Origin of the sequence: Actinokineospora terrae, from assembly GCF_900111175.1 — a bacterium.
Classification (GTDB): domain Bacteria; phylum Actinomycetota; class Actinomycetes; order Mycobacteriales; family Pseudonocardiaceae; genus Actinokineospora; species Actinokineospora terrae.
In genome coordinates this window covers 424967-447366 of the sequence record NZ_FOGI01000001.1, presented here as the reverse complement: position 1 = coordinate 447366, position 22400 = coordinate 424967, and the positions used below count along the sequence as shown (strand labels likewise).

At 71.3% G+C, this 22400-nt stretch carries 13 protein-coding genes; 2 read left to right on the top strand and 11 right to left on the bottom strand.

The window, feature by feature from the left end:
* Nucleotides 1-449 precede the first annotated feature (449 nt).
* Nucleotides 450-1151 (top strand): tyrosine-protein phosphatase, encoded by a 702-nt coding sequence (locus tag BMY07_RS01830; protein ID WP_092774615.1) that lies wholly within the window; start codon nt 450-452, stop codon nt 1149-1151.
* A 301-nt stretch (nt 1152-1452) separates the two neighbouring features.
* Here the strand turns inward: BMY07_RS01830 and BMY07_RS34055 are convergent, their stop codons facing one another.
* The 5 genes from BMY07_RS34055 to BMY07_RS01805 all read right to left on the bottom strand — a co-directional run bounded on the left by BMY07_RS34055 (nt 1453) and on the right by BMY07_RS01805 (nt 9305).
* Nucleotides 1453-1620: a hypothetical protein gene (locus tag BMY07_RS34055; protein WP_177215381.1), complete on the bottom strand. Its 168-nt coding sequence runs from the start codon at nt 1618-1620 to the stop codon at nt 1453-1455.
* A 55-nt stretch (nt 1621-1675) separates the two neighbouring features.
* Nucleotides 1676-2503 carry a DUF4253 domain-containing protein gene (locus BMY07_RS01820; protein WP_245782134.1) on the bottom strand — a complete coding sequence of 276 codons (828 nt, stop codon included), beginning with the start codon at nt 2501-2503 and terminating at the stop codon, nt 1676-1678.
* Nucleotides 2504-2580: 77 nt separating this feature from the next.
* A complete protein-coding gene (locus BMY07_RS01815) occupies nt 2581-3507 on the bottom strand; it encodes a GNAT family N-acetyltransferase (protein WP_092774614.1) in 927 nt (308 codons plus the stop codon).
* A gap of 144 nt (nt 3508-3651) precedes the next feature.
* A complete protein-coding gene (locus tag BMY07_RS01810) occupies nt 3652-7587 on the bottom strand; it encodes an NACHT and WD repeat domain-containing protein (RefSeq protein ID WP_143073302.1) in 3936 nt (1311 codons plus the stop codon).
* 182 nt (nt 7588-7769) lie between these two features.
* Nucleotides 7770-9305 carry an MFS transporter gene (locus BMY07_RS01805; RefSeq protein ID WP_092774612.1) on the bottom strand — a complete coding sequence of 512 codons (1536 nt, stop codon included), beginning with the start codon at nt 9303-9305 and terminating at the stop codon, nt 7770-7772.
* Between the two features lie 264 nt (nt 9306-9569).
* On the opposite strand from BMY07_RS01805, the gene BMY07_RS01800 reads away from it, so the two are divergent.
* The gene (locus tag BMY07_RS01800) at nt 9570-10277 is read left to right on the top strand and encodes a response regulator transcription factor (RefSeq protein WP_245782133.1); all 708 of its coding nucleotides are present in this window, start codon (nt 9570-9572) and stop codon (nt 10275-10277) included.
* Between the two features lie 8 nt (nt 10278-10285).
* On the opposite strand, the gene BMY07_RS01795 is transcribed toward BMY07_RS01800, so the two are convergent.
* From BMY07_RS01795 to BMY07_RS01770, 6 genes are read right to left on the bottom strand one after another with little or no spacing between them, the layout of a single operon-like run.
* Nucleotides 10286-11701 (bottom strand): FAD-dependent oxidoreductase, encoded by a 1416-nt coding sequence (locus BMY07_RS01795; RefSeq protein ID WP_092774611.1) that lies wholly within the window; start codon nt 11699-11701, stop codon nt 10286-10288.
* Nucleotides 11694-16016: a non-ribosomal peptide synthetase gene (locus BMY07_RS01790; protein WP_092774610.1), complete on the bottom strand. Its 4323-nt coding sequence runs from the start codon at nt 16014-16016 to the stop codon at nt 11694-11696. Before BMY07_RS01790 ends, BMY07_RS01795 begins: the two co-directional genes overlap by 8 nt.
* A gap of 1 nt (nt 16017) precedes the next feature.
* Nucleotides 16018-17805, bottom strand: coding sequence for a non-ribosomal peptide synthetase (locus tag BMY07_RS01785; RefSeq protein WP_092774609.1), 1788 nt, complete (start codon nt 17803-17805; stop codon nt 16018-16020).
* A 6-nt stretch (nt 17806-17811) separates the two neighbouring features.
* On the bottom strand, nt 17812-20118 hold the full coding sequence (locus tag BMY07_RS01780) for an ATP-binding cassette domain-containing protein (protein ID WP_092774608.1): 2307 nt from the start codon (nt 20116-20118) through the stop codon (nt 17812-17814).
* A 46-nt stretch (nt 20119-20164) separates the two neighbouring features.
* Nucleotides 20165-21193, bottom strand: a complete 1029-nt coding sequence (locus BMY07_RS01775) for an FAD-dependent monooxygenase (RefSeq protein WP_092774607.1) — start codon at nt 21191-21193, stop codon at nt 20165-20167.
* Nucleotides 21190-22386 carry a glycosyltransferase gene (locus tag BMY07_RS01770; RefSeq protein ID WP_092774606.1) on the bottom strand — a complete coding sequence of 399 codons (1197 nt, stop codon included), beginning with the start codon at nt 22384-22386 and terminating at the stop codon, nt 21190-21192. Before BMY07_RS01770 ends, BMY07_RS01775 begins: the two co-directional genes overlap by 4 nt.
* Nucleotides 22387-22400: the final 14 nt, after the last annotated feature.

The window sequence follows — 22400 nt, the reverse complement described above, 5'->3', positions numbered from 1 at the left end:
GCAGTACCATCGGCGCAGGTGGGCTTAGCTTCCGGTGGGGGGGGGGGGGGGGGGGGGGGGGGGGGGGGGGGGGGTGCTCGATGGGGCGAACTTGTTTCGCGCGGGGCCCCTACGACACCCGTGGCAGGACCGCAAAGCAGGGGCCGAAAAGCATGGCCCTGTCCGCGAACGACGCTACGGGTGCCGTCCCCCCACGCGAAACAAGTCCGCCCCATCGAGCACGTCGGGGTGGGGCTTAGGTGGGGGTGACGGTATTGGTGCTGTCCCTGCGTGCGGGACAAGTCCGCTCCATCGAGCAGTTGGGCGCGCGAGGGGCCTCGGCGGGCAGGGCCGGGGCGGTGACCGGGTGAGGCGGTCGGGTGCGTCGCCGGGCTGGGGGTGGTGGGCTGGGAGTGCTCGATGGGGCGTTCGGCGGGCAACCGGGCGTTGGGGTTTGGCGTCTTGTGGGTATGAGTAGGGAACTCGCGTGGGACGGGTGCGTCAATGTCCGTGACTTGGGCGGGCTGGGGCAGGCCAGGCTGGGCGCGGTGGTCAGGATGGAGGCGCCGACCACGCTGAGCGAAAGCGGATGGGCGTCGGCGTGGGCGTATGGGGTTCGCACGGTGGTCGACCTGCGCAGCCCTGAGGAGTACAAGCAGGAGCCCGATCTGCGGCCCGCCGGGATGACGACCGTGCGCACACCGCTGGATCCGCTCGGCACCCCGTTCTACGACCACTGGCTGAAGGTCGACTACCTGGCCTCCCCGCTGTACTACTCGCCGCAGTTGGCCGAGCACCCGGAACCGGTCATCGCCGCCGTCCGCGCCATCGCCACCGCCGCCCCCGGCTGCGTCGTCTTCCACTGCGCCGGCGGCAAGGACCGCACCGGCCTGCTCGCCCTCATCCTCCTGACCCTGGCTTCCGCCACCCCCGCCGACATCGTCGCGGACTACCTGCTCACCTACGCCCGCATGAAAACCCGCCCCCAGGACTTCGGCGACCGCCCCCAACTCGACGTGATCACCGAACTCCTCGCCACCCACGACACCACCATCGAGGCCTCCCTCACCGCCACCATCACCGCCTTGACCATGCCCGACTTCCTGCTGGACAACGGCCTGACGGAAGCAGAACTCACCGCACTGCGAACACGCCTGACCGGCACCGCCTAGGCACCGGCTGCAACAGGTCGTTCCACTTCGGACTGCCGGATAGCGGGAAGGCCGGTAGCGTCGGTCGAGGTCGCTGCGGTGGCAGGGAAGTCGATGTCCACGATGAGGTCCCGGGCCCTGGATGACGAAGAGGGTAAGCGGGTTAGTCGACGCACGTTGGTCTTCGGTGGACTCACCTTGGCCGGTGTGGCGGCGGCCTGCGGCGGCAAGGGGTCGGGGACCGGTGCGACCACGACCACCAAGGCAGCTGCTGCGGCGGCGGCCGTGGGGGATGATCCGGCCGCGCTGTTGGCGAGTGCGACTACCTGCGCGGTGCCCAGGTGACCGACGCCCAGGGCATCGTCCGCTTCACCACCATCTGGCCCGGCTGGTACCGCGGCCGGACCGTGCACATCCACGCCATGGTGCACATCGACAACACCAAGGCGCTGATCACGCAGCTGATGTTCGACGAGAAGCTCAACGACACCGTCTACACCGCCGCCCCCTACGAGCCCCACCAGCGCGCTAGCCCCACCAGGGCGCTAGTCCCACCAGAACGTCCACGAGTGGTCGCCGACGAGGCGCTGGGCGTAGGCGTAGAGGGTGTTGGGTTCCTCGCCCTGCCACACGTTGTCCGGGGCGAACGCGAAGTGCTCGGCGGCGACGGCCAGGGCGTCGGCGTGGGTGGTGGGTGGGGCGGCGACGCTGAGCAGCAGGGTGTCGAACCCGGCGCTGACCAGGCGGGCGCCGAAGCGGTCCTCCCAGTCGCGCAGGACGGCCGAGACGGCGCCGGTGTCGGCGATGTGGTTCGTCGGGCCGGTCCAGCCCGCCACGGTCGGCGCGTCGGCGCCTCGGTCGGCGGCGACCAGGCCGAGCCGCAGCGAGCAGTGCCCGGCGAGCAGGTGGTGGGCGAGGTCGTCGGCGGTGCGGCCCGGGTCCGCGGTGGCGCTCGGCGCGGGGGCGCGACCGGGCCACTGGCGGCCGTACGGGCTGGTGACAGCCTGGCGCTCGGCGGGTGAGAGCAGGTCGTCCTCGTCGTGCGCGGTCGCCTCGTCCCACCACCGCGCGAGCAGCGCGGCCACGTCGTGGTCGGCGGGCGAGGTCATCTCGTCGGGCAGCACCTCACCGTTGCCCCACGGCCGGTACTCCTCGTCCTCGTCGTCCAGGGCGTCCAGCAGCAGCGGCCACAGCCCGGACCGGGCGTGGTCCTGCCGCAACGCGGCCCACAGTCCCGGCGCGGCGGGCTTGTCGCTGAGCCAGAGGGCGGGCCGGTCGCCGCCTTCCTCGGGGAACACCACGCGGCCGGGTGGCAGCGGCACGGACAGCGCCCGGTTGCCGCCTGCCAACAACGCCTCGATCTCTGTCGTCACGGCCAGGATCGTAGTTGGCGGCACCGACCGGCGAGGCCCGTTCCCGACCCAAGGTGGGCCGGGAACGGGCTTGTCGATCAGCGCCAGGTCATGTCGATCTGGCGTTGGAAGGTGACGTAGCCCGCCCGGGCGAACGCGGCCGCCATCGGGACGTTCTCGACGTCGGTGGCGGCCCGGATCCGGGGGACGTCCTCGGCGGCGAGCAGGGCGGTGCCGGTGGCGAGCAGGTCGTGGACGTGGCCGCGGCCGCGGTGCGCGGGCAGGACCCCAATGTAGGCGATGACCGGGTTGTAGCCGTTGTGCGCGGGGATGACGAACCCGACCGGGTCACCGCTGGGGAGGGTCCCGACCCGCCACCAGTCGTGTGGGCTGGCGTAGCGCTCGAGTTCGTCGTGGTACTGCTCGCGCGCGGCCTCGTCCGGGGTCATCCTGGTCAGCTCGTCGCGGCTGTGGGCGTCGAGGGTGCCGTCCAGGACCTCGGTCATGAGGCCGATCAGTTCGTCGGCGTCGTGCGGTTGCCGGAACGCGAGGCGGCCGGTGAGCTCGGGGATGGGCGTGCCGGGGCGCCATTCGAGCCGCAGCCGCTCGACGAACAGCGTGGCGCCGACGCGTTCCAGGACGGCCATCCGGTCCTCGACGCCGCGCCTGGTCTCGGGGTCGTCCCGCCAGTCCGGGGTCAGGAACCGGCCGTACTCCGGCGGCTTGGTCCCCGCGGGGACCAGGGTCGCGAGGGCGGTCTCCAACAACCGCACCCCGTCCTCGCTGTCGCCGTCGAAGACGTCCATCAGCACCGGGTGCTCACTCCCGGGCCACGACCACCACCCGGCCCGGGCGACGACGCGCTCCCCCCGCAGGGCGACCCACAGCCACTCCGGCCTGCGGCGACCCGAGTCCAGGTCCCGGGGGATCTCGTCGTTGAGGACGTAGGGGAAAGCGGTGAACAGGTGCAGTTCCTCCGGCCCGCTCAGGGGCCGCAGGACCAGGTCTTGCTGGTAGTTCGTCAAGGCAGTCTCCAGTGTGGAGGCGCCCGTCCCCGGGTTTCAGTCCCGACTGTCCCGGGCGGACACGAGCGCGATGTGCGTGCGGTACATGGCTCAGCCCTCCCTTCTCTAGGTCCGGCCCCCAGTGTCCCCGGCCCCGCAACCCATTTACGAACAGCCGCGCCCGTCATCAGCCAGGATCCGGCACACCCGCGCCGCCACCACCTCGGGGTCGAGGTCCCACACCCCCACCGTGCTGTCGGCGCTCGCCGAGGCCAGCACCTTCCCGCCCTTGGCCACCGCGACGACGTTCAGCGGACCGCGATGCCCTTCGATCTGCGCCACCAGTTCGCCGGTGGTGTAGTTCCACTGGCGGATGACGGGGTCGTTGATGGTCCCGGTGACCAGGGTCTGGTCGTCCACGAAGGCGAGTGTGCGGATCAGCGAGGTGTGCTCGCCGAACTCGCCCTTCTTGGCCCCGGTGTCGACGTCCCACAGCCGGACCCGGCCATCGTCGTGACCGGTGGCCACCGTGCGCCCGTCCGGACTGATCTTCATCCCCCCGATGCCGATGTCGGTGTTGATGAGGTCCGCCTGCACCGCGACGGGGTCGACGGTCCAAGCACGGATGCCGTGTCGGGTCACGGCATCGACAGTGGAGCTGAACTCCACCAACAGGCGAGCACCATCCGGCGTGAACAGCACAGTGCCCATCATCTCGTGCGGGGCGGGCGACCACTCGGCCACCGGGACGAGACTGCGCGAGTCCCACACGTGGACGCGCCTGCCGGTCTGCCCCGTAAGGTCTACCGACACGGCAGCGATCAGCCTGCCATCCGGTGAGACCCGCACGTCGAGGAACACCCGTCCCGGCGCCGCGATCGTCCCGGACAGCGCCCGCCCCGGCCACCAGACCCGCACGCCCGCGCTTGCCAGCACCTCCGTGCCGTCCGGGCCGAACACCACCTTCGCACCAGGGGGATCCGCGGACTCGGGCACCACGGACAGCAAGCGCAGCAGCGGCATCGCCGACCGGTCGTCGATGTCCCAGTGGCGGAGGGTGCCGTCGGCATCGGCCGAGGCCACGGTGTCTCCACCGGGGGACACCGCGAGCCCGGTGACCGCCCAGACCTCGTTGCGCGCCCAACTCCCGTCGTGCGACCTCGCACCGCGGCCGAGCACCGTGGCCTCCCCGCTCGCGGCCGTGGTGAGGATGGTCGAACCGTCCTGTGACATGACCAGGTCCCACACCATCTCGGAGCCGACCGCGATGGTGCTGTGGACCCTCGACGACCTGGTGTCCCACAGGACGATCTCCCCCCTGATCGAGGAGGTCGCGAGCAGGTCCACCCCGGGCAGGAAGGCCAGTCCGATCGTCCGCCCGCCGACATCGCCCGCGCCCAGGTCACCCATCCTCGCCCCGGTCCGCGCGTCCCAGAGCCGGATGTGCGACGCGGGGCTGGACGCCGCCAGGACACCGCGCGCCGAGATGGCGATCGCCATCACGGTCCCGGTCGGCCCGTCCGTCGTGAGCCGGTGCAGCCGGGTGCCGGTGTCGGCCCGGTACACCTCGACCACCCCCGCCGAGGTCCCCGTCGCGATCAGGTCGCCGTCCGGGCTGTAGGCCAGGGCGGGAACCGATTCCTCCGCCGGAATCACGATCCGCCGGAGCACTCGACCGGAGCGGACATCCAGTTCGACGACGTCCTGGAAGTTGGACTCGTCGAGACTGAGCAGCGCCTGCCCATCCGGTCGCCACTTCACGGTGAAGACACCGGGGACGGTGGAGACCAGCACTCCGGTCGGGACCTGCCACACAAGCAGGTGCGGGCCGTTCGACTCCCCCGGAACCAGGTAGGACGCCGCGGCCAACATGGTTCCATCCGGGGAGAAGGCGAGCGAGTGGACGACACCGACCTGGCTGGGGAAGGACGCGGGGAATCGTTGGCGGGTACGGGTGTTCCACAACTGGATCTGGCCGTCGGGACCACCGAAAGCGGCCATCGAACCATCAGGGCTGACGGCAAGCGCGGGAGACTCCATGCCGGTCAGCAGCCTGCCCTCGTAGTCCAGCGACTGCGTGGACAGCAACGCGCCCCTGGCCTCCGAGGTGGGGGCGGTGCGCCAGGCGTCGAGGGCGTAGGACATCGCTTCGCGGGGGTTCTTGGCCATGGCCAAGCGGGAGTTGGCAGCGAGTTGGCGGGAGATGGCGAGGTTTCGCTCGTGTTCGGCGTTGGCGCGTTCGATGACGGCGGCGGTTCCCGCGGCCAGTGCGAGGACGAGCATCAGCACGACTGCGGTCAGGCGGCGGCTGAGGCGGCGGTTGGTGCGGCGGGCGGCGGCGAGGGTGGCGTGGGCGGAATCGGTGCTGGCGCGCAGGAAGCGGTGTTCCAGGGCCGTGAGGTCGGTGCGGTGCTCGGCCCACTCCTGGGCGGTGGCGAGTTGGCCGCCGCGGTAGAGGGTGGTGGGGTCGTGGCCGGAGGACTCCCAGTAGCGGGCGGCGTCGTCGAGGTGTTGGCGGAGCAGGATGGTGGCGCGGTTGTGGGTGATCCAGTCGTGCAGGCGGGGCCAGCTGTGCAGGAGGGACTCGTGGGTGATCTCGACGGTGTCGGTGGTCTGGGTGAGCAGGCGGGCGTGGGTGAACGCGTCGATCACCGCGGCCGTACGGGCGGGCTTGCGCACGGGCGGGCCGGGTTCGGCGGTCCGCGCGGGGAAAGCGTCGACGGGATGCCCGGCGGTGGTACCCGGTGAGCCGGACGGCGGGTGCGGGTGCCCCGGGGCAGCCCCAGGAGCGGGAATCGCAGAGCCGAAGGGGGCAGCCTGGGCGAAGGACACCCACTGCCCCGAGGGGGCCGAGAGCGGACGGGCGTTGGCAGGGGTGATGCCGAGCAGGTGGGAGCGGGGGACGCGTCGGCGGGTGTTCTCGGAGCCCTCGGCTATGGCGACCAGGCGGAGGAAGACCGACTGCGCCAGCGACTGGTCCTGCGGTGAGAGCCTTCGGAAGATGTCCTCCGCCGTGGTCGCGACCGCGCGGGCGATCCCACCGGTGCTCTGGTAGCCCTGCACGGTCAACGTCGAGCCGTGGCGCTGCTGCCAGGTCACCCGGAGGGCGTGGGCGAGCAGTGGCAATCTGCCCGCCTGACCGGTGGGCGTGTCCGCACCGTCGCGCAGGGCGCCCAGGTCGCGCAGCAGCAACTCGACCAGGCCCGGCTCCACCGTCAGGCCCTCGCGGTGCGCGGGGAACAGGACCGCCTCACGCAGCTCGGTCTCGGTCATCGGCCCGACCAGGACCTGGCTGTCGAGCGCGGCCGCGCGCAACGGCGGGTAGTCCGCGCACCTCGGGTAGAAGTCCGCGCGGAGTCCGAACAGGACCAGGGCGACCGGCGGCTCGCCAGCCGGCCCGTGCCGCGCCAACCTGTCCAGCAGGTCCAGCACGGCCACCCGCTGCCAGTCGTGCGCGCAGACGGTGAACAACTCCTCCAGTTGGTCGACGATCACCACCAGCCGCACCTGCGGCCCGGACGCCCGCAACGCGGCCCGCACCCGGTCCACGACCACCGCGGGCCCGCGGACCACGAGTTCGGCCGTCCGCCGGGCATCCATGCCGACCAGCGTCGCCAGGTACCGCGCCAGCACCAGGACCGGCTGTTCGGTCGGTGTGGTCAACAACGACGGCCAGGCGCGCGACCCCGGCAGTGCCCCGCGGGCCAGCGCGGGCAGGACCCCGGCCCGCAGCAGGGACGACTTCCCCGCACCGGATGGCGCGACCACCAGCAACGGGCCGCCCGCGCTCGTCCGTCGATCCAGCCGCTCCAGCACGGTCGTCACCAGGTGGCCGCGACCGAAGAACCACTGGGCCTGGTGCGGACCGAACTCGGCCAGCCCCGGATAGGGGCACTGGTCCGCGACCGGCCCGGACACCACGCCCCGCACGCCGCGCAACCCGTCCCGGAAGTGCAGGTGGACATCGCGGCCCGCGACGAACTGGTCGGCGTCGACGGAGTAGATGGCGACCGAGTCGGCCTGCACCACGTCCCCGGAGACGGTCCCGGTGACGGTGTTGACCACCTCGGGCCGACGAGCGGACTGGCTCTGGTCTGTCATCATCCCCACCCGGAGACCGCGCCGACGAGCAGATCGCGATCATCGTGGCGCACCTGCTCGCCCCGGGGCTCCGCCTGGCGGGAAAGTGACCTCCATCGGACGAGTCGCCGCGACCTGTGTCCACTGGACGCATACCTGACAAACGCGAATCCGCGGCGCGTGAATGTTCACGAGCGAATGACTCATTCCTCCGGCGGCGGGGTTTGTGTGGTTCGGAGGATTGTGAGGGCCAATACGACGCACACGGCCATGGCCGCTGCGGCGGCTATCGCGGACCAGGAGAGGCCGGAGATGAATGCGGTGGAGGCCACGTCGAGGATTGTGTTGGGGTGGGGCGGGGAATTGTCGGCGAGGGTGCGGGCGGTGGCGATCGAGTCGGATATGGCGGTGCGGGTCCGGGGGTCGAGGGGGGTTGGGGAGGTCTGGACGGCGGTGCGGTAGGCGAACACGGAGATGGAGCCCATGATGGCCACGCCCAGGGCGACGCCGAGTTCGCCCGCGGTCTCGGACAGGCCCGCGGCGGCGCCCGCGTGGCGGGGTGGGGCCAGGCCGACGACCAGGTCGGTCATGACGACGCCGATGGCGCTGATGCCCGCGACGATCGCGCAGCCCAGCAGGGTGAGGGTCAGGGTCGGCAGCGGGCCGGAGTGCAGGGCCAGGACGACGAAGCCCGCGCCGGACAGGGTGGCGCCGCCCGCGACCAGGAAGGGTGGGCGGATGGCGCCGAGCAGGGGCGGGACCGACAGCGAGGCCACGACGGCGGCGATGGCCAGGGGCAGCATCAGCAGGCCGGTGGCGGACGCCGAGCGGCCCTGGACGTGCTGGAAGTACTGCGGGACCAGGAAGTAGAAGCCGTTGACGGCCGTGATGCCCATCAGCAGCAGGCCGAGACCGGCCAGCAGCCTGCGGTTGGTCAGCAGCGTCGGTTCGATCAGCGGGTGCGCGGTGGTGAACTGGCGGCGCACCGCGACGACCCCGGCGGCGACCGCGACCACGAACACCGCCACCGTCAGCACGCCCAGCTCACCCACGGCGGCGGACTTGATGGCGTACGCCGCGCCCAGCATCGTCCCCGCGATCAGCCCCACGCTGGGTAGGTCCAGCGGCGCCGGGTCCTCGGCGCGCTCCTCCGGCAGCGCGCGGTGCGCGAGCGCGGCGAACACGACCAGGAACGGCACCGGGAACAGGAACACCGCGCCCCACCACAGCTGGTCGATGACCAGGCCGCCGACGACCGGGCCGACCGCGACCGACGCGGAGAACGTGGTCATCCAGATGGCGATCGCCTGCTGCCGCTGCCCGTCGTCGGGGAACAGCACCCGGATCAGCGCGAGCGTCGAGGGCATCAGGGTGGCGCCCGCGAGGCCGAGCAGTGCCCTGGCCGCGATCAGGAGCCCGGCGTTGGGCGCGAACGCGGCCAGCACGGATGCCCCGGCGAAGGCCAGGCAACCGATGACCAGCAGCCGCCTGCGGCCGACCCGGTCGCCGAGCACGCCCATCACGATGAGGAACCCGGCGATGCAGAACCCGTAGACGTCGGTGATCCACAGCAGCTCGGTGGGACTGGCGCCGAGGTCGCGGCTGAGCGCGGGCGCCGCCAGGAACAGCACGCTGACGTCGAGGGCCAGCACGATCAGCGGGAAGGTCAGCAGGGCGAGGCCGCGCCAGGGCCGGGTGGGCTGCCGGTGCGCGACCGACTGCCCCGGTTCGCTGCTCATCACTGGTCCTCTCGGCCGGGCGGGCCCGACGACCGGACCCGCGATTCCTACTGCACGCGCAGCACCGGTGAATACGCCATTCGCCGAAGATACCGCGCGTTCACCACAGGTATTTCACTCAATCAAGTACTTCATGCACGTTCTGCGCCCTCTGCCCGAAGGCTTTAGGGTTGTCCCCATTCGACCGGAGGGGGAAGGACAGTGCTGGGTGGTGGGCCGCGGGTATTAGTTGTCGCAGACTGTGACGGTGCCGAGGAGACCGTCGTGGATCTGCGCAGACACGGGTTCGAACCCGTCGCGGTGACCACCGGGGCCGCCGCGATGGCCGCGCACCGCGAGGTCGACGTGGTGCTCGTCGACCTCGACCTGGCCGACTTCGACGGCCTCACCCTGTGCCGCGAACTGCGCGCCACCAGCGACGTCCCGATGATCGGCTTCGCGTCCTTCTCCGAGCTGGAGCGGGTCCTGGCGCTGGAGGCCGGGTGCGACGACTGCGTGGAGAAGCCCTACCGCAGCCGGGAACTGGTGGCCCGCCTCGGCGCGCTGCTGCGCCGCGCGCGGGTGCTCTCGCCGCCGACGATCACCGCCGGTGAGCTGCGGATCCACCCGACGCTGCGCGAGGTCCGGGTCGGCGACCGGGTGGTCGAGACCACTCGCAAGGAGTTCGAGCTGCTGCTGTTGCTGGCCAGCGAGTGCGAGCGGCTGTTCAGCCGGGCCGAGCTGCTGCGCCGGGTCTGGGAGTACGACAGCGTCGACGCCGAGATCACCGCGCTGGCCAGCCGCACCATCGACACCCACGTCAGCAGCCTGCGCAAGAAGCTGGGCTCGCCGCACTGGATCGTCACCGTGCGCGGCGTCGGTTTCCGCTTCACCGACGACGCCCGCGCCGACCCCGACAGCACTGACAGCGCGGTCGACAGCACTGACAGCGCCGCCGAACTCGACGAAGCGGCGTCGGCGAACCAGGTCTAGAGGAGCCATCAGTCGCCAAGCCGGGAACGATGCCCGGCGGGGCGAGGGGGCGGGCGGCGGGGGAGAGTGAATCGGCCCCTGCCGTGGCGCTTGGCGAACTCGGCGATGATGGCGTCTCGCTCCAGCCGCAGGTCCCGTCCCGCGCACACCCGGTCGAGGGCGGTGCTGAACTCCTGGTGCACGCGCTGCGCGGTGTCGTACGACGTCGTGCTGAACGCGACCAGTTGGTACAACGGCGTGAACAGGTCGGGGTGCAGCTCGTGCAGCCGCCGTTCCAACGCGCGGCGGGCCAGGAAGGTCGAGCTGTCCACCTGTTCCGACAGTTCCTCCAGGTTGCGCAGCGACAGGTCGGCCAACGCGTGCCCGGCCCTGACCCGCACGGCGCTGTACCTGGCGAGCGTGACGTCCACCGGGTCACCGGACGCCGAGGCGAACCGGGACCTCGCCAGCAGGGCGGCCAACGCGGCGGTGTCCTCGAAGCTGCAGTTCACGCCCTGGCCGAAGAACGGCACCACGGCGTGTGCGGCGTCGCCGACCAGGACGGCCCGGCGGTGGTGGTACGGGGCGCAGCTGATGATGCGCAGGCGACCGGGCCGACGATCGGTGAGGTCGTGCTCCACTTCGGCCATCCGGGCCACGACGTCCGGGAACTCGGTGGCGCAGTAGTCGCTGACCGCGTCCGGGGACGGCAGTTCGGCGAAGTGGCGTTCGCGGGACTCGCCTTCCACCGGCTTGAACAGACTCGTGGTGAACGTCCGGTCCCGGTTGGGTTGCGCCTGGAGGAAGTGGTCGCCGCGCGGCCACAGGTGCATGCCGGTGGGGTCGGCGTCGGCGTAGTCCATGGTGATCTCAGCGTGGCCGTGGGCGATGTGGTCGCGGGTGACCCACATCTCGGTCGGGTGCGCGGCGGCGATGGCCTCGCGGACCGAGCTGTTGGCACCGTCGCACCCGACCACCAGGTCGGCCTCGACCCACCCGGTGGCACCGTGGCGGTCGCGCAACAGGACAGCCGGACGCGCGGTGTCCACATCGACGCACGCGTGTTCGTAGTGGATCCTCGCGCCCGCCCGCAAGGCCTGGTCGCGCAAGGTGTCCTGGAGGACTCCACGCGGGATGGACACCAGGTGGTGGGCGTCGTCGGTGCCGTACGGCTGGGTGGAGATGGCGCCGTCGCGGTGGTGGATGATCCGCTTGGTGAGTACCGCGCCCTGCAAGTAAAGGCGCCGTTTGACCGAACGCGGTAGGCAGTCCAGCCCACGCGAGGTGAGGGTCAGGTTGAACGAGTGGCCGGAGCCGCCCGAGGACTCACCGCCACGTTCGTAGACGTCCACCGCGACGCCTTGGCGCCGCAGGAGTGTGGCCAGGGCGCAGCCGACCGGTCCGGCTCCGATGATCACCACTGAGCGTGTCGTGTGTTCAGGCATCGCGACCTCCCCGGTTGGCTGCGTCAGGCCGCGGCGCGGTGCCGTTCGCCCGGAAGTAGTCGAACATCCGGCGGACCCACCCCGTGTCCTGCTCCGGTTGCGGGTACCCAAGATCGGCCAGGGCACGCCTCGTCCACGCGTTGTCGAAGGTGTGCGTGCCCAGCCGCATCACGCCCTCGCGCATCAGCGGTACCAGGGTGCCGAGGCCTTCGCCCTGGTCGTCGTCCTGCGCCTGCTCCTCCAGCGCGGCAAGCCATTCCGACCGCGTGGTGGGGGTCATGGTGTGGCCCTGCTCGCGCAGCGAGTCGATGATCTCAGGCCAGGTGAGGCCGACACCGTGGTGCACGTGCCAGTTCTCGTTGTCCACCGCGGCGTCCGAGAGCCGGATGATGGACTCGGCGACGTTGTCCACCGGCAGCAGGTCGACCGGCGGCGCGTCGGTGATGTCCTCGGGGAACCGGCCTAGCAGGGCGAAGCCCTTGAGCTGCAACCAGAAGAAGTCGTCGTGCCTGCACGCGCCGGTGCGGCTGTGCCCGCCGATCCGACCGACCCGGTGCAGGGTGATCGGCAGACCGGCCGCCCGCGCCTGGAGTGCCAGGTGTTCGGCGACCCACTTGCTCTGCGAGTACCCGATCCCGAGCGACTCCGGGTCGCCCGGGATCGTGTCCTCCGCGACGGGGTCCGGTGTGGAGTCCGGCGGGAACACGCCCAGGGTGGAAATGAGCCGCAGCGGGGTGCGGTTGATCCCGCAGAAGTCGAGCAGGTGACGCAGTCCGTCGACGTTCGTGCGCTTCACCGTGTGGTACGGGACGACGAAGTTGATGTGCGCGGCGGCGTGGTAGACCTCGCTCACCGACCGGGCAAGCGCCTCGAACCCCTCCCCCAGTCCGAGCCGCGGCTGGCTGAGATCACCAAGGACGATGCCGACCTGGTCGACCCCGGTGGAGATGGCGAACTTGTCGAAAGCCTCGCGCAGCCGACCCCGCGCGGCCTCGACACTGTCCGCACGGACCACACAGGACACTCGGCGGCCCTGGCGCAGCAGTTCGTCGAGCAGATGGCTGCCCAGGAATCCCGTGGCACCGGTGAGCAACACGATGCCGTCGACCGGCTCCTGGCGCTCGCCGACCACGAGGTCGTGCAGCTGGGCCTCGGCCCGCAGATCCGGTGCCACGGGAGCGCCGCGGTCACCCAGGCTCGCCGTCATGCCGCGCACGGTCGGCGTGTTCAGCAACGCCGACAGCGGCACGTCCGCGCCGAGCCGCTCCCGGACGAGCCGGTGCAGCCTGGCCGCGAGCAGGGAATGGCCGCCCAGCAGGAAGAAGTCGGCATCCGGGTCCGCGGGCGCGTCACCCAGCACCTCGGTCCACAGGTCCGCCATCGCGCGCTCCGCGTCGGTCCAGGTGACCTCGGCAGCGGGCGCGTCCTCCTCGTGCTCGTCGAGCCAGGCGCGCAGCGCGCGGTGGTCGGTCTTGCCGTTGGGCGTGACCGGGATGGTGTCGAGGCGCGTGACCTGGCGCGGGATCATGTACCCGGGCAGGTCCGCGCCGAGCAGCGCGCGCCAGTCCGCGGGCGGCTCGGCGCCTCGGACGAACGCGTGCAACGCGCGGTCGGCACCGGCGGGAACCACGACCACCACGGCGGCCTCGATGTCCAGCACGCGTTCCAGCACGGCCTCGACCTCGCCGGGCTCCACGCGGTAACCCCGGATCTTGACCTGATCATCGGCACGACCCCGGAAGTGCAACCGGCCATCCGGGGCGAGAACCACTACGTCTCCGGTGCGGTACATCAGCTGACCAGGGGCGAACGGGTCATCGACCATGGCCTGGGCGGTCTTCTCCGGCAACCCGATGTACCCGGGAGACACGACCGGCCCGGCGACGCACAGCTCCCCCTCGACACCGAACGGCACCTGCCGGCCGTCCGCGAGCACCCGGGCGTCGACCCCCGCGACCACCCTGCCGATCGACGGGAGCGTGGGCCACTCGTCGGGGTCGGCGGGCAGCTCCTCCCCCGTGCACAGGTGGGCCTCGGACGGCCCGTAGATGTTGCTCAGCCGCGCGTCCGGGTAGCGCTTGAACATGGCGCGCAGGTCGTCGGTGATGGTCAGCCGCTCGCCGGTTACGTACACCTCGCACAGGCCTGGAAGGTCCACTGTGGACGACCGCAGCACGGCGGCGAGTTCACGCAGTGCCACATAGGGGAAGAACGCCCGCTCGACGCGGTGCTCGGCGAGGAACTCGGCCAACGCGACGAAGTCCGTGCGGGTGGCTGCGGGTGGGATGATCAGCGTGCCGCCGGTGCACAGGGTGCCGAACACCTCCTCGGCGATCACGTCGAACCCGGGCGACATGTACTGGAGCGTGCGCATCCGGCGCCCGGCCGACATCGCGGCCTGGTTGCGCACCAGGTTGGTCAGGGTCACCTCCGGCAGCACGACCCCCTTGGGCCGTCCGGTGGAACCCGAGGTGTAGACGGTATACACCGGGTCGGTCGGCGACTTCCGCACCGTGGCGGCGAACGGCTGCCCACTGTCCACATCGGATGGCGACACCACGTCGAGCTCGTCGGGCAGGTCCACCTCGACATCGGCGGCCTTGACCAGGATCCGCGCGCCGCAGTCACCCAGGGCGAAGTTCAGCCGCTCGCTGGGCTGCCCCACGTCGAAGGTCACGTAACTGCCGCCCGCGCGCAGGATCCCGAGGATGGTCGTCACCAGGTCCAACCCGGGCCACAGCAGCACGGCGACCGGCCGCGACTCCCCCACTCCCCTGGCGGCCAGACCGGCGGCGATCGAGTCGACCCGCTTGTCCAGCTCGGCGTAGGTGGTCTCGACGCCATCGGCGACCACGGCGGTGTCCGCGCCTGCCTCGGCGATGGCGGCGGTCAGCAGGTCGTCGGCCACCTCGGTTCCCAGCGTGGGCGCGTCCGCTTGCCGCTCGCACAACGAGGCGAGGGCGCGCCGCTCCTCGGCGCTGATCCACGGCAGGTCCCGGACCAGCGCGTCCGGCTCGGCGACGACCCCGCGCAGCAGCGTCTCCAGGCGCCCGACCAGATGGCCCGTGAAGGCACCGCCCTCGGCCGAACGCGAGTTGTGCTCGACGATCATCGTGTAGTGCTCCGGCGACTCGTCCACGACCAGCGCCAGGTCGTACTTGGCGCCGCCCGGCGTGTAGTCCCAGGTCTTGACCCCCCAGTCCGGCAGGTCCAAGCGCCGCGCCTCGGCGGGCATCACGGTGACCATGGCGGTGAACAGATCAACTGTCGCGCCTTGCCCATTCACCCCGCCCTGCCCACCCCGCCGCCCACGCAGGTCACCCACCACAGCCTCCAGAGGCGCGTGCCGGTGCCGCAGGACCTCCAGGAGTTCTCGTTTCACCGACCGCAGCACATCCCGCGCGGTCGCGTCCTCGGCGAGCCGGTGGCGCAGCACGGTGGTGTTGGTGAGGTGCCCGACGACCCCGGCGTCCGCGCCCTCCCGCACGGTGACCGGCATGCCGACCAGCACGTCTTCCTGGCGGGTGTGCCGGTGCAGCAGCAGGAAGTACAGGGCGACGAACACCATGCTCGTCGTGAACCCCTCGGCCGCGCAGAACTCCCGCAGCCGCGTGGTCAGCTCCGCGTCCAGCACCAGGTGCCGGGTGACGTTCCGCGCCCGCCCCTCCCCCGGCAGGCCGATGGGCGTGGCGACGGGGGCGTCGGCGAGCTTGTCCCGCCAGTATGCCGCCGTCGTCGGGGCGTCCGCGCGCTCGGCCCACCGCGCGTAGGACTCCACGGCCTGCCGCCTAGCGGTGCGCTCAGGCTCCCGACCAGCGGCGATCGCGGTGTACGCGGCCTCCACCTGGCTCAGGTACGGCTTCCAGGACATCCCGTCGAACACCGTGTGGTGGACGTTGAACACCAGCACGCTCGTGCCCTCGTCGCCCAACCGCAGGTGCCGGACCCGCACGAGCGGCCCGTCGCGCAGGTCGAAGACGGTGCCCGCGACCTCGGCGACCTGCTCGGTCACCCAGCCCGAGTGCTCACGCGGCTGGTCCCGCACGTCGACGATCGGCGGCAGGTCCGCGTGCACGACCTGCCGGACGTCCCCGGCAGGCTCGGACAGTTCGAACACCGTGCGCAACGCCGAGTGGTCGCGGTGCACGACGCGCAGCGCCTCGACCAGGTGGGCGTGGTCCAGCGGCACCCGGGGGCGCAGGACCAGCGGCTGGTTGTACGCGGTCGGGTCGTCGCCGTAGGTGCTGGCGAACCACAGGCCCGCCTGGGCCGGGGACGTGGGGAACCGCTCGGTCGCGGAGTCGGTGAGAGTCATCTCAGCGCCGCGCCTGCCTGGTGCGGACCAGCTCGGCGATCCCGCGCGGGGTGCCCGCGTCGACGATCTCGTCCGGCCCGAGCACGACCCCGACGATCTCCTCCAGCCGCGCGCCCAGGTCGATCAGGTGCAGCGAGGTGACGCCTGCCTCGATCAGGCGGTCGTCCAGGCCGATGCGCGCGTCGCCGGTGACCTCGACCAGCGTCGACCGGACCGTCTCCGCCAACCGGTCATCCGAAGCCTCGGCCGCGGGTTCGCTGGCCCGGTTGGCGAGGCGGGCGGAGAGTTCCTTGCGGTCGACCTTGCCGTTCGCGTTGAGCGGGAAGGTGTCGAGGAACTGGACGACTGTGGGGACCATGTAGTCGGGCAGCGCCGACCGCAGGTGGTCGAGCAGTTCGCGCTCGCCGGTCTCGTGCTCGGGCGCCCGCAGGCACCACAGCGCGAGCTGGTCGGCGGCACCGTCGCTCGGCACGGCCTGCGCCACGGCGCGCTGCACCCCGGCCAACTCCTCAGCGGCCACCTCGACCTGCCGCGGCTCCACCCGGAACCCGCGCACCTTCAGCATCTGGTCGGTGCGGCCCGCGAGCACGATCTCGCCGTCGTCGGTGCGCTTGGCCAGGTCGCCGGTGCGCAGCAGTCGACGGCCGTCGTGCTCGGTGAACTTGCGGTCGGTCAGCTCGCGGTCGCCCAGGTACTCGATGGCGACGCCGTCCCCCGCGATGCACAGCTCGCCGATCCGGCCGGGCGGGCACTCGGCGAGGTGCTCGTCGCGCACGGTCAGCTCGACGGTCGGCATGGGCAAGCCGACCGGGACCTCGGCGCAGGCCAGGTCGGCCGCGGTGATCTTGTGGACAGCGGTGAGCGCGGAGTTCTCGGTGCAGCCGAAGGCGTTGAACAGGTCGCCGCCGACCAGGTCGAGCGCGCGCTCCAGGTGCGACACGGACGGGAAGTCGCCGCTGACGATGATCGACCGCGCTTGGGCGATGGCCGCCGGGTGGTGCTCCACCAGCAGGGTGAACAGCCCGACCGGGAGGTTGAGCACCATGGTGCCCTCGGCGGCGATCAAGCGGGCGAGGTCGCCCAGCGGCGGGACCTGCTGGGGCGCCACGGTGAGCCTGCCGCCGCGCAGCAGGCAGGTCCAGATGTCGGTGGTCGAGGCGGCGAACGACGGCTGCGCGAGCTGCAGGAACCGGTCGCCGGGCCCGGGGGTGAAGCCGGTGAGGTGCCGCGACACCCGGGCGATCCCCCGGTGCGCGAGCACGACCCCCTTCGGCTCGCCGGTCGACCCGGAGGTGAACAGCACGAACGCGGGCTCCCCCGCGTCCACCTCGACGCCCAGCGGGTCGGTGGGTGACGACCGCGCGGCGTCGAGCAGGTCTGTGATGGATAAGCAGGTGTCCGCGGGCAGGCCGTCCGCTGCACCGTCGACCAGGGTGAGCGCGGGCTCGGCGACGCGGTGCATGCGCGCCTTGTGCCCGGCCGGGTGCCCCGGGTTGAACGGCACAACCACCAGACCCGCCTTGAGGCCGCCGAGGAACACCTCGTACGTCGCGAGCGAGCGGTCCAGGTGCACGCCGACCCGCTGGCCCGGCATGAGGCCGCGGTCGCGCAGCGCGTGGGCGAGCTGGTTCGTGACCGCGTCCAGTTCGGCGTAAGTCAGCGTGGTGGTGCCATCCGAGATCGCCTCGCTGGTGGCGTGCTCTCGGGCAGTGCGGATGAACGCGTCGTGGATGGTGTCAGTGGTGACTGCTCCAGGCTGGGCTGCCCTGGCCTGGGTGGTGGCTGTCATGGGCTGTCAGCTCCTCTCCTTGGCTAGATGGCGTCCGGTGAGGCTGTTCTTCTGCTTGGCGAGGTCGGCGGGCACGCCGGTGAACACGATCTCGCCGCCCTCGGAGCCCGCGCCGGGGCCGAGGTCGATCACCCAGTCGGCGACCTTGACCACGTCCAGGTCGTGCTCGATGACGATGACGGTGTTGCCCGCGTCGATGATCCGGTCGAACAGGTCGACCAGGTGCCGCACGTCGGCCATGTGCAGGCCGGAGGTCGGCTCGTCGAAGACGATGACCGAGCCCTTCGCGGTGAGCCTGCTGGCCAGCTTCACCCGCTGCCGCTCGCCGCCGGAGAGCTCCGAGAGCGACCGGCCCAGGGTCAGGTAGCCGAGGCCGACGTCGAGGAATGCTTTGAGCCGCTCGGTGACCGTCTCGTCGGAGAACTGGTCGACGGCCTCCTCGATGGTCGTCTCCAGCACGTCGGCGATCGAGCGACCACCCACCTTGTACGCCAGCACGGCCGGGTCGAACCGGCGGCCGCCGCAGGTCTCGCAGACGACGGTGACCGGGTCCAGGTAGGCCATGTCGCTGGTGATGGTGCCCCGGCCCTTGCAGGTGGGGCAGCCGCCCTCGGCGTTGAAGCTGAACAGGCCGGGCTTCACGTCGTGCTCGCGGGCGAACAGGGTGCGGATGTGGTCCCAGATCTTGGCGTAAGTCGCGGGTGTGGAGCGCGGGTTGATGCCGACGGCGCTCTGGTCGATCACCACGACGTCCGGGTGCTGCCGCGGCAACACTTTGGTGGCCAATGTGCTCTTGCCCGACCCGGCGACGCCGGTGACGACGGTCAGCACGCCGAGCGGGAAGTCGGCGTCCACGTTGCGCAGGTTGTGCAGGGAAGCCTTGCGCACCTTCAGGTGCTCGGTGAACTCGCGCGGCTCGCGCTCGGGGATGGGCTTGCGCAGCTCGCGACCGGTGACGGTGTCGCTCTTGGCCAGCGCGGCCGCCGTGCCCTCGAAGGTGACCGAGCCGCCGCGTGCACCGGCGCCGGGGCCGATGTCGATGACGTGGTCGGCGGCCTCGATCACGGCGCGGTTGTGCTCGACGACGAGCACGATGTTCCCCTTGTCCCGCAACTGGTGCAGCAGCGTGATCAGCCGCTCCACATCGCGCGGGTGCAGCCCGACGCTCGGCTCGTCGAACACGTAGGTCATGCCGGTGAGGCTGGATCCCAGGTGCCGCACGGTCTTGAGCCGCTGCCCCTCGCCGCCGGACAGGCTCAGCGACGAGCGGTCCAGCGACAGGTAGCCGAGCCCGACCTCGTCCATGCGCGTCAACGCCGCGATCGGCGGACGCAGCACCGAGCCGTCGCCGATGGTCTTCTCCATCTTGCGCAGCACGTCGATCAGGTCGGTCACCTGCAACGCGGACAGGTCGGCGATGTTGTGGCCGTCGATCCTCGACTTCAGCACCGCCTGTGCCAACCGGGTGCCCTTGCAGGCGCGGCAGGGCTTCTTGTCCACCAGCGGCTCGACGTGCTTGCGGTCGTTGGGTTTGAGCGAGTCCAGGCCCGGCTTGACGAACCGGCGGGTGAACCGGTCGACCAGGCCCTCGTAGTCGTTGACCGCGACGTTGCCCAGGTCGTCGAGCCGGTCGGTCTGGAAGTCGCTGCCGTACAACAACAGTTCCAGTTCGTCCTTGGTGTAGTCCTTGACGGGCTTGTCGGCGTCGAACAGCTCCTTGCCGAGCTTCTTCGCGGGCTGCTCGACGTGGTAGTGCGCGGTGGCGTAGCGCTTCCAGTAGTTCGTGCCCACGGCGAAGTTCGGGTGCGTGATGGCGCCCTCGTTGAGCGACTTCGTCTTGTCCAGCAACAGGTCCACCTCGACGGTGAGCACCTCGCCGAGCCCCTCGCACTCCGGGCACATGCCGTCCGGGGCGTTGAACGAGTACGCGGTGGACTCACCCGCGCTCGGCTTCCCGTGGCGGGAGAACAACACCCGCAGCATCGCGTGCACCTCGGTGAGGGTGCCGACCGTCGATCGGGCGCTGCGGCCCAGGTTGCGCTGGTCGACCACGATGGCCGGGGCCAGGTTCTCCATCCGCTCGAAGTCGGGGCGCTCGAACTTGGGCAACCGGTTGCGGATGAACAACGGGAAGACCTCGTTGAGCTGGCGCTGCGACTCCTTGGCGATGGTCTCGAACACCAGCGAGGACTTGCCCGACCCGGACACGCCGGTCACCACGGTGAGCGCGGGCGAGGGGATGCTCACGGTCACACCGGTGAGGTTGTTGGTGCGAGCGTCGTGGACGACCAGCGGCGGCCGGGCACTGTTCACAGGCGGAAGTCCTTCCTCGGTAGGGATTTCGGCGGCGCTTGGCGGCTTACGGCTCGTGAGCACGCACCAGGCGGCCGCCCCGCGTCAGCAGGCTAGCGGCGAACCGGCTCAGAGGTCGGTCGAGCTCGTCCACCGCCCGGGTGAACCACTCGGCACTCGCCCGGCCCAACCCCTGGGCCTGTTCCACCACCGGACGCCGCAGCGCCTCGTAGTCCCGCAGCGCCCCGGCCGCCGTGTCCGCGCCCGCCACGGCGTCCACCAACGCCTCCGCGTCCGCGAACGCGAGGTAGGTCCCGTGGCCGATCGAGTAGTGCGTGGTGTGCGCGGCATCTCCGACGACCACGATATTGCCCAGCGCCCACGGCCGCACGGTTCGCTCGCGGAAGGTGCGCCACTGGTAGGTGTCGTCACCGGTGCCGGTGCTGACCCGCACGCCGAACAGCGCGCGGATGTCGTCGGGGTCGATGGCGCGCGGGCCTTCCAGCAGGAACGTGCTCGCGGTGGCGCTGTACGGGTAGGCGTGGGCCATGAACAGGCCGTCCGCGACCGGCCGGGTCAGGAACGTCAACCCGTCCACGGCGTCGTCGAGCCCCAGCCAGGCGTAGCGGGGACCGACCTGCTCCAGCGACACCTCGAACCCGGCCTGGTCGGCCAGGGATCCCGCGCCGTCCGCGCAGACCACCAGGTCGTAGGACGTGGCCAACGCGGACAGTCGCGGCGCCACTCGTTCCCGCAGGATCACCCCCGCTGACGCGCATTCCTGCCACAGCAACCGGTTGAGCGTGGCGCGCGCGATCGCGGCCAGGTCCGGTGTGGCGGAAGTGGTCCACGAGTCGCCTTCGCGTTCGACGGTCGTGGTCTGCCACCGCACCACGTGCTCGGCGAACTCATCGGCCAGGTGCGGTGCCGCGCGGCGCAGCAGTTCGGTGGCCTCCGGGGGCAGGATGACGCCGAACCCGGCGTTCTCCTCACGGTCGCGTTCCCACACGACCACTTCCCGCGCCACGCCGCGCCGGGCGAGCAGCAGCGCGGTCATCAGCCCGGCGGGACCGCCGCCGACGACCGCGGCTCTCATCGCCGCCCCCCGACCTTCGCTGCCTGCTCGGTGACGATCGCGGTGACCCTGGTGGCGACCTCCCGCACGGACGGCATGTCGTGCATCTCGCGCTGTACCGCCAGTGCCGCCGCGCGCTGCTCCGGCGAGGTCAGGGCGGTCACCACGGCCTTGGCGAGCTCGTCGGAGTCGAGGGCGTTCAGGTCGAGCATGGTGCCCGCGCCGGAGGCGGCCATGGACTGGGCGTTGCCGACGCTGACCGTGCCCGGCATCGGGATGCCCACCTGGGTCAGGCCGGAGTCGAACGCGGTCAGCACCGTGCCGGAGCCCGCGTGGTGCACGATCGTGTCCGAGTGGTCGAGGGTGAACTTCAGCGGCAGCCACCGCTCCAGCCGCACCCACGACGGCAGCGGGTCGGGCAGCAGGTCGAGCTGGGCGCTGCCCGCGAGGATCACCGCCTCGCACGGGGTGCCCCCGAGCGCCTCGATGATCGTCCGGTAGGTCGCGCCGCGCCGGGACTGGGCCTCGGCGGACCCGCAGGTCAGCACGATCCTGGGCACCGCGCGCTCACCCAGCAGCCAGCGCGGCACGTCGGCGGCGCCGTTGAACGACCCGTACCGCATGGTCAGCCGGTGCTCGGGGACGCCGTTGGTCCAGGGCAGCTCGGCGTTGTTGGGCAGCGACGGCGGCAGCACGTCGATCTCGACCGCCGCCTCGGGGACCCGGTCCGGCAGGTCGGGGCGGGAGGCGAGGATGTGCGCCAGCGCGGGCTCGAAGGTCGGCAACGGCGAGCCGTAGCCGTGCAGGACGCCGACCGCCCCGAGCTGGTGGGCGGCGACGAGCGCGGCGGAGTGGATCCCCGGGTAGACGATAGCGTCGGCGCCCCACGCCCGGCCGATGTCGAGCAGGTCGTCGAGCATGCGCAGCCCGACCTCACCGAAGTACTCGCCGTGCAACGTGAGCGAGTCCTCGTCGACCGGCCCATGCCCGGCATTGCCACTCTCGATGATGTCGAGCAACCGGTCATACGGCGCCCGCGCGTCACGGGACCCACCAGCGTCCACCGTGGTGAGCCCCGCGCGTCGGGCCGCGTCGGCAGCAGCCCCACTGGTCGCGACAAGCACATCATGGCCGTCGAGCACGAGCTGCTGGGCCAACGGCACCAACGGCAACAGGTGCGACAGGACCGGCATGGAAGTGATCAGGTACCTCATGGTGTCGAGCTCGC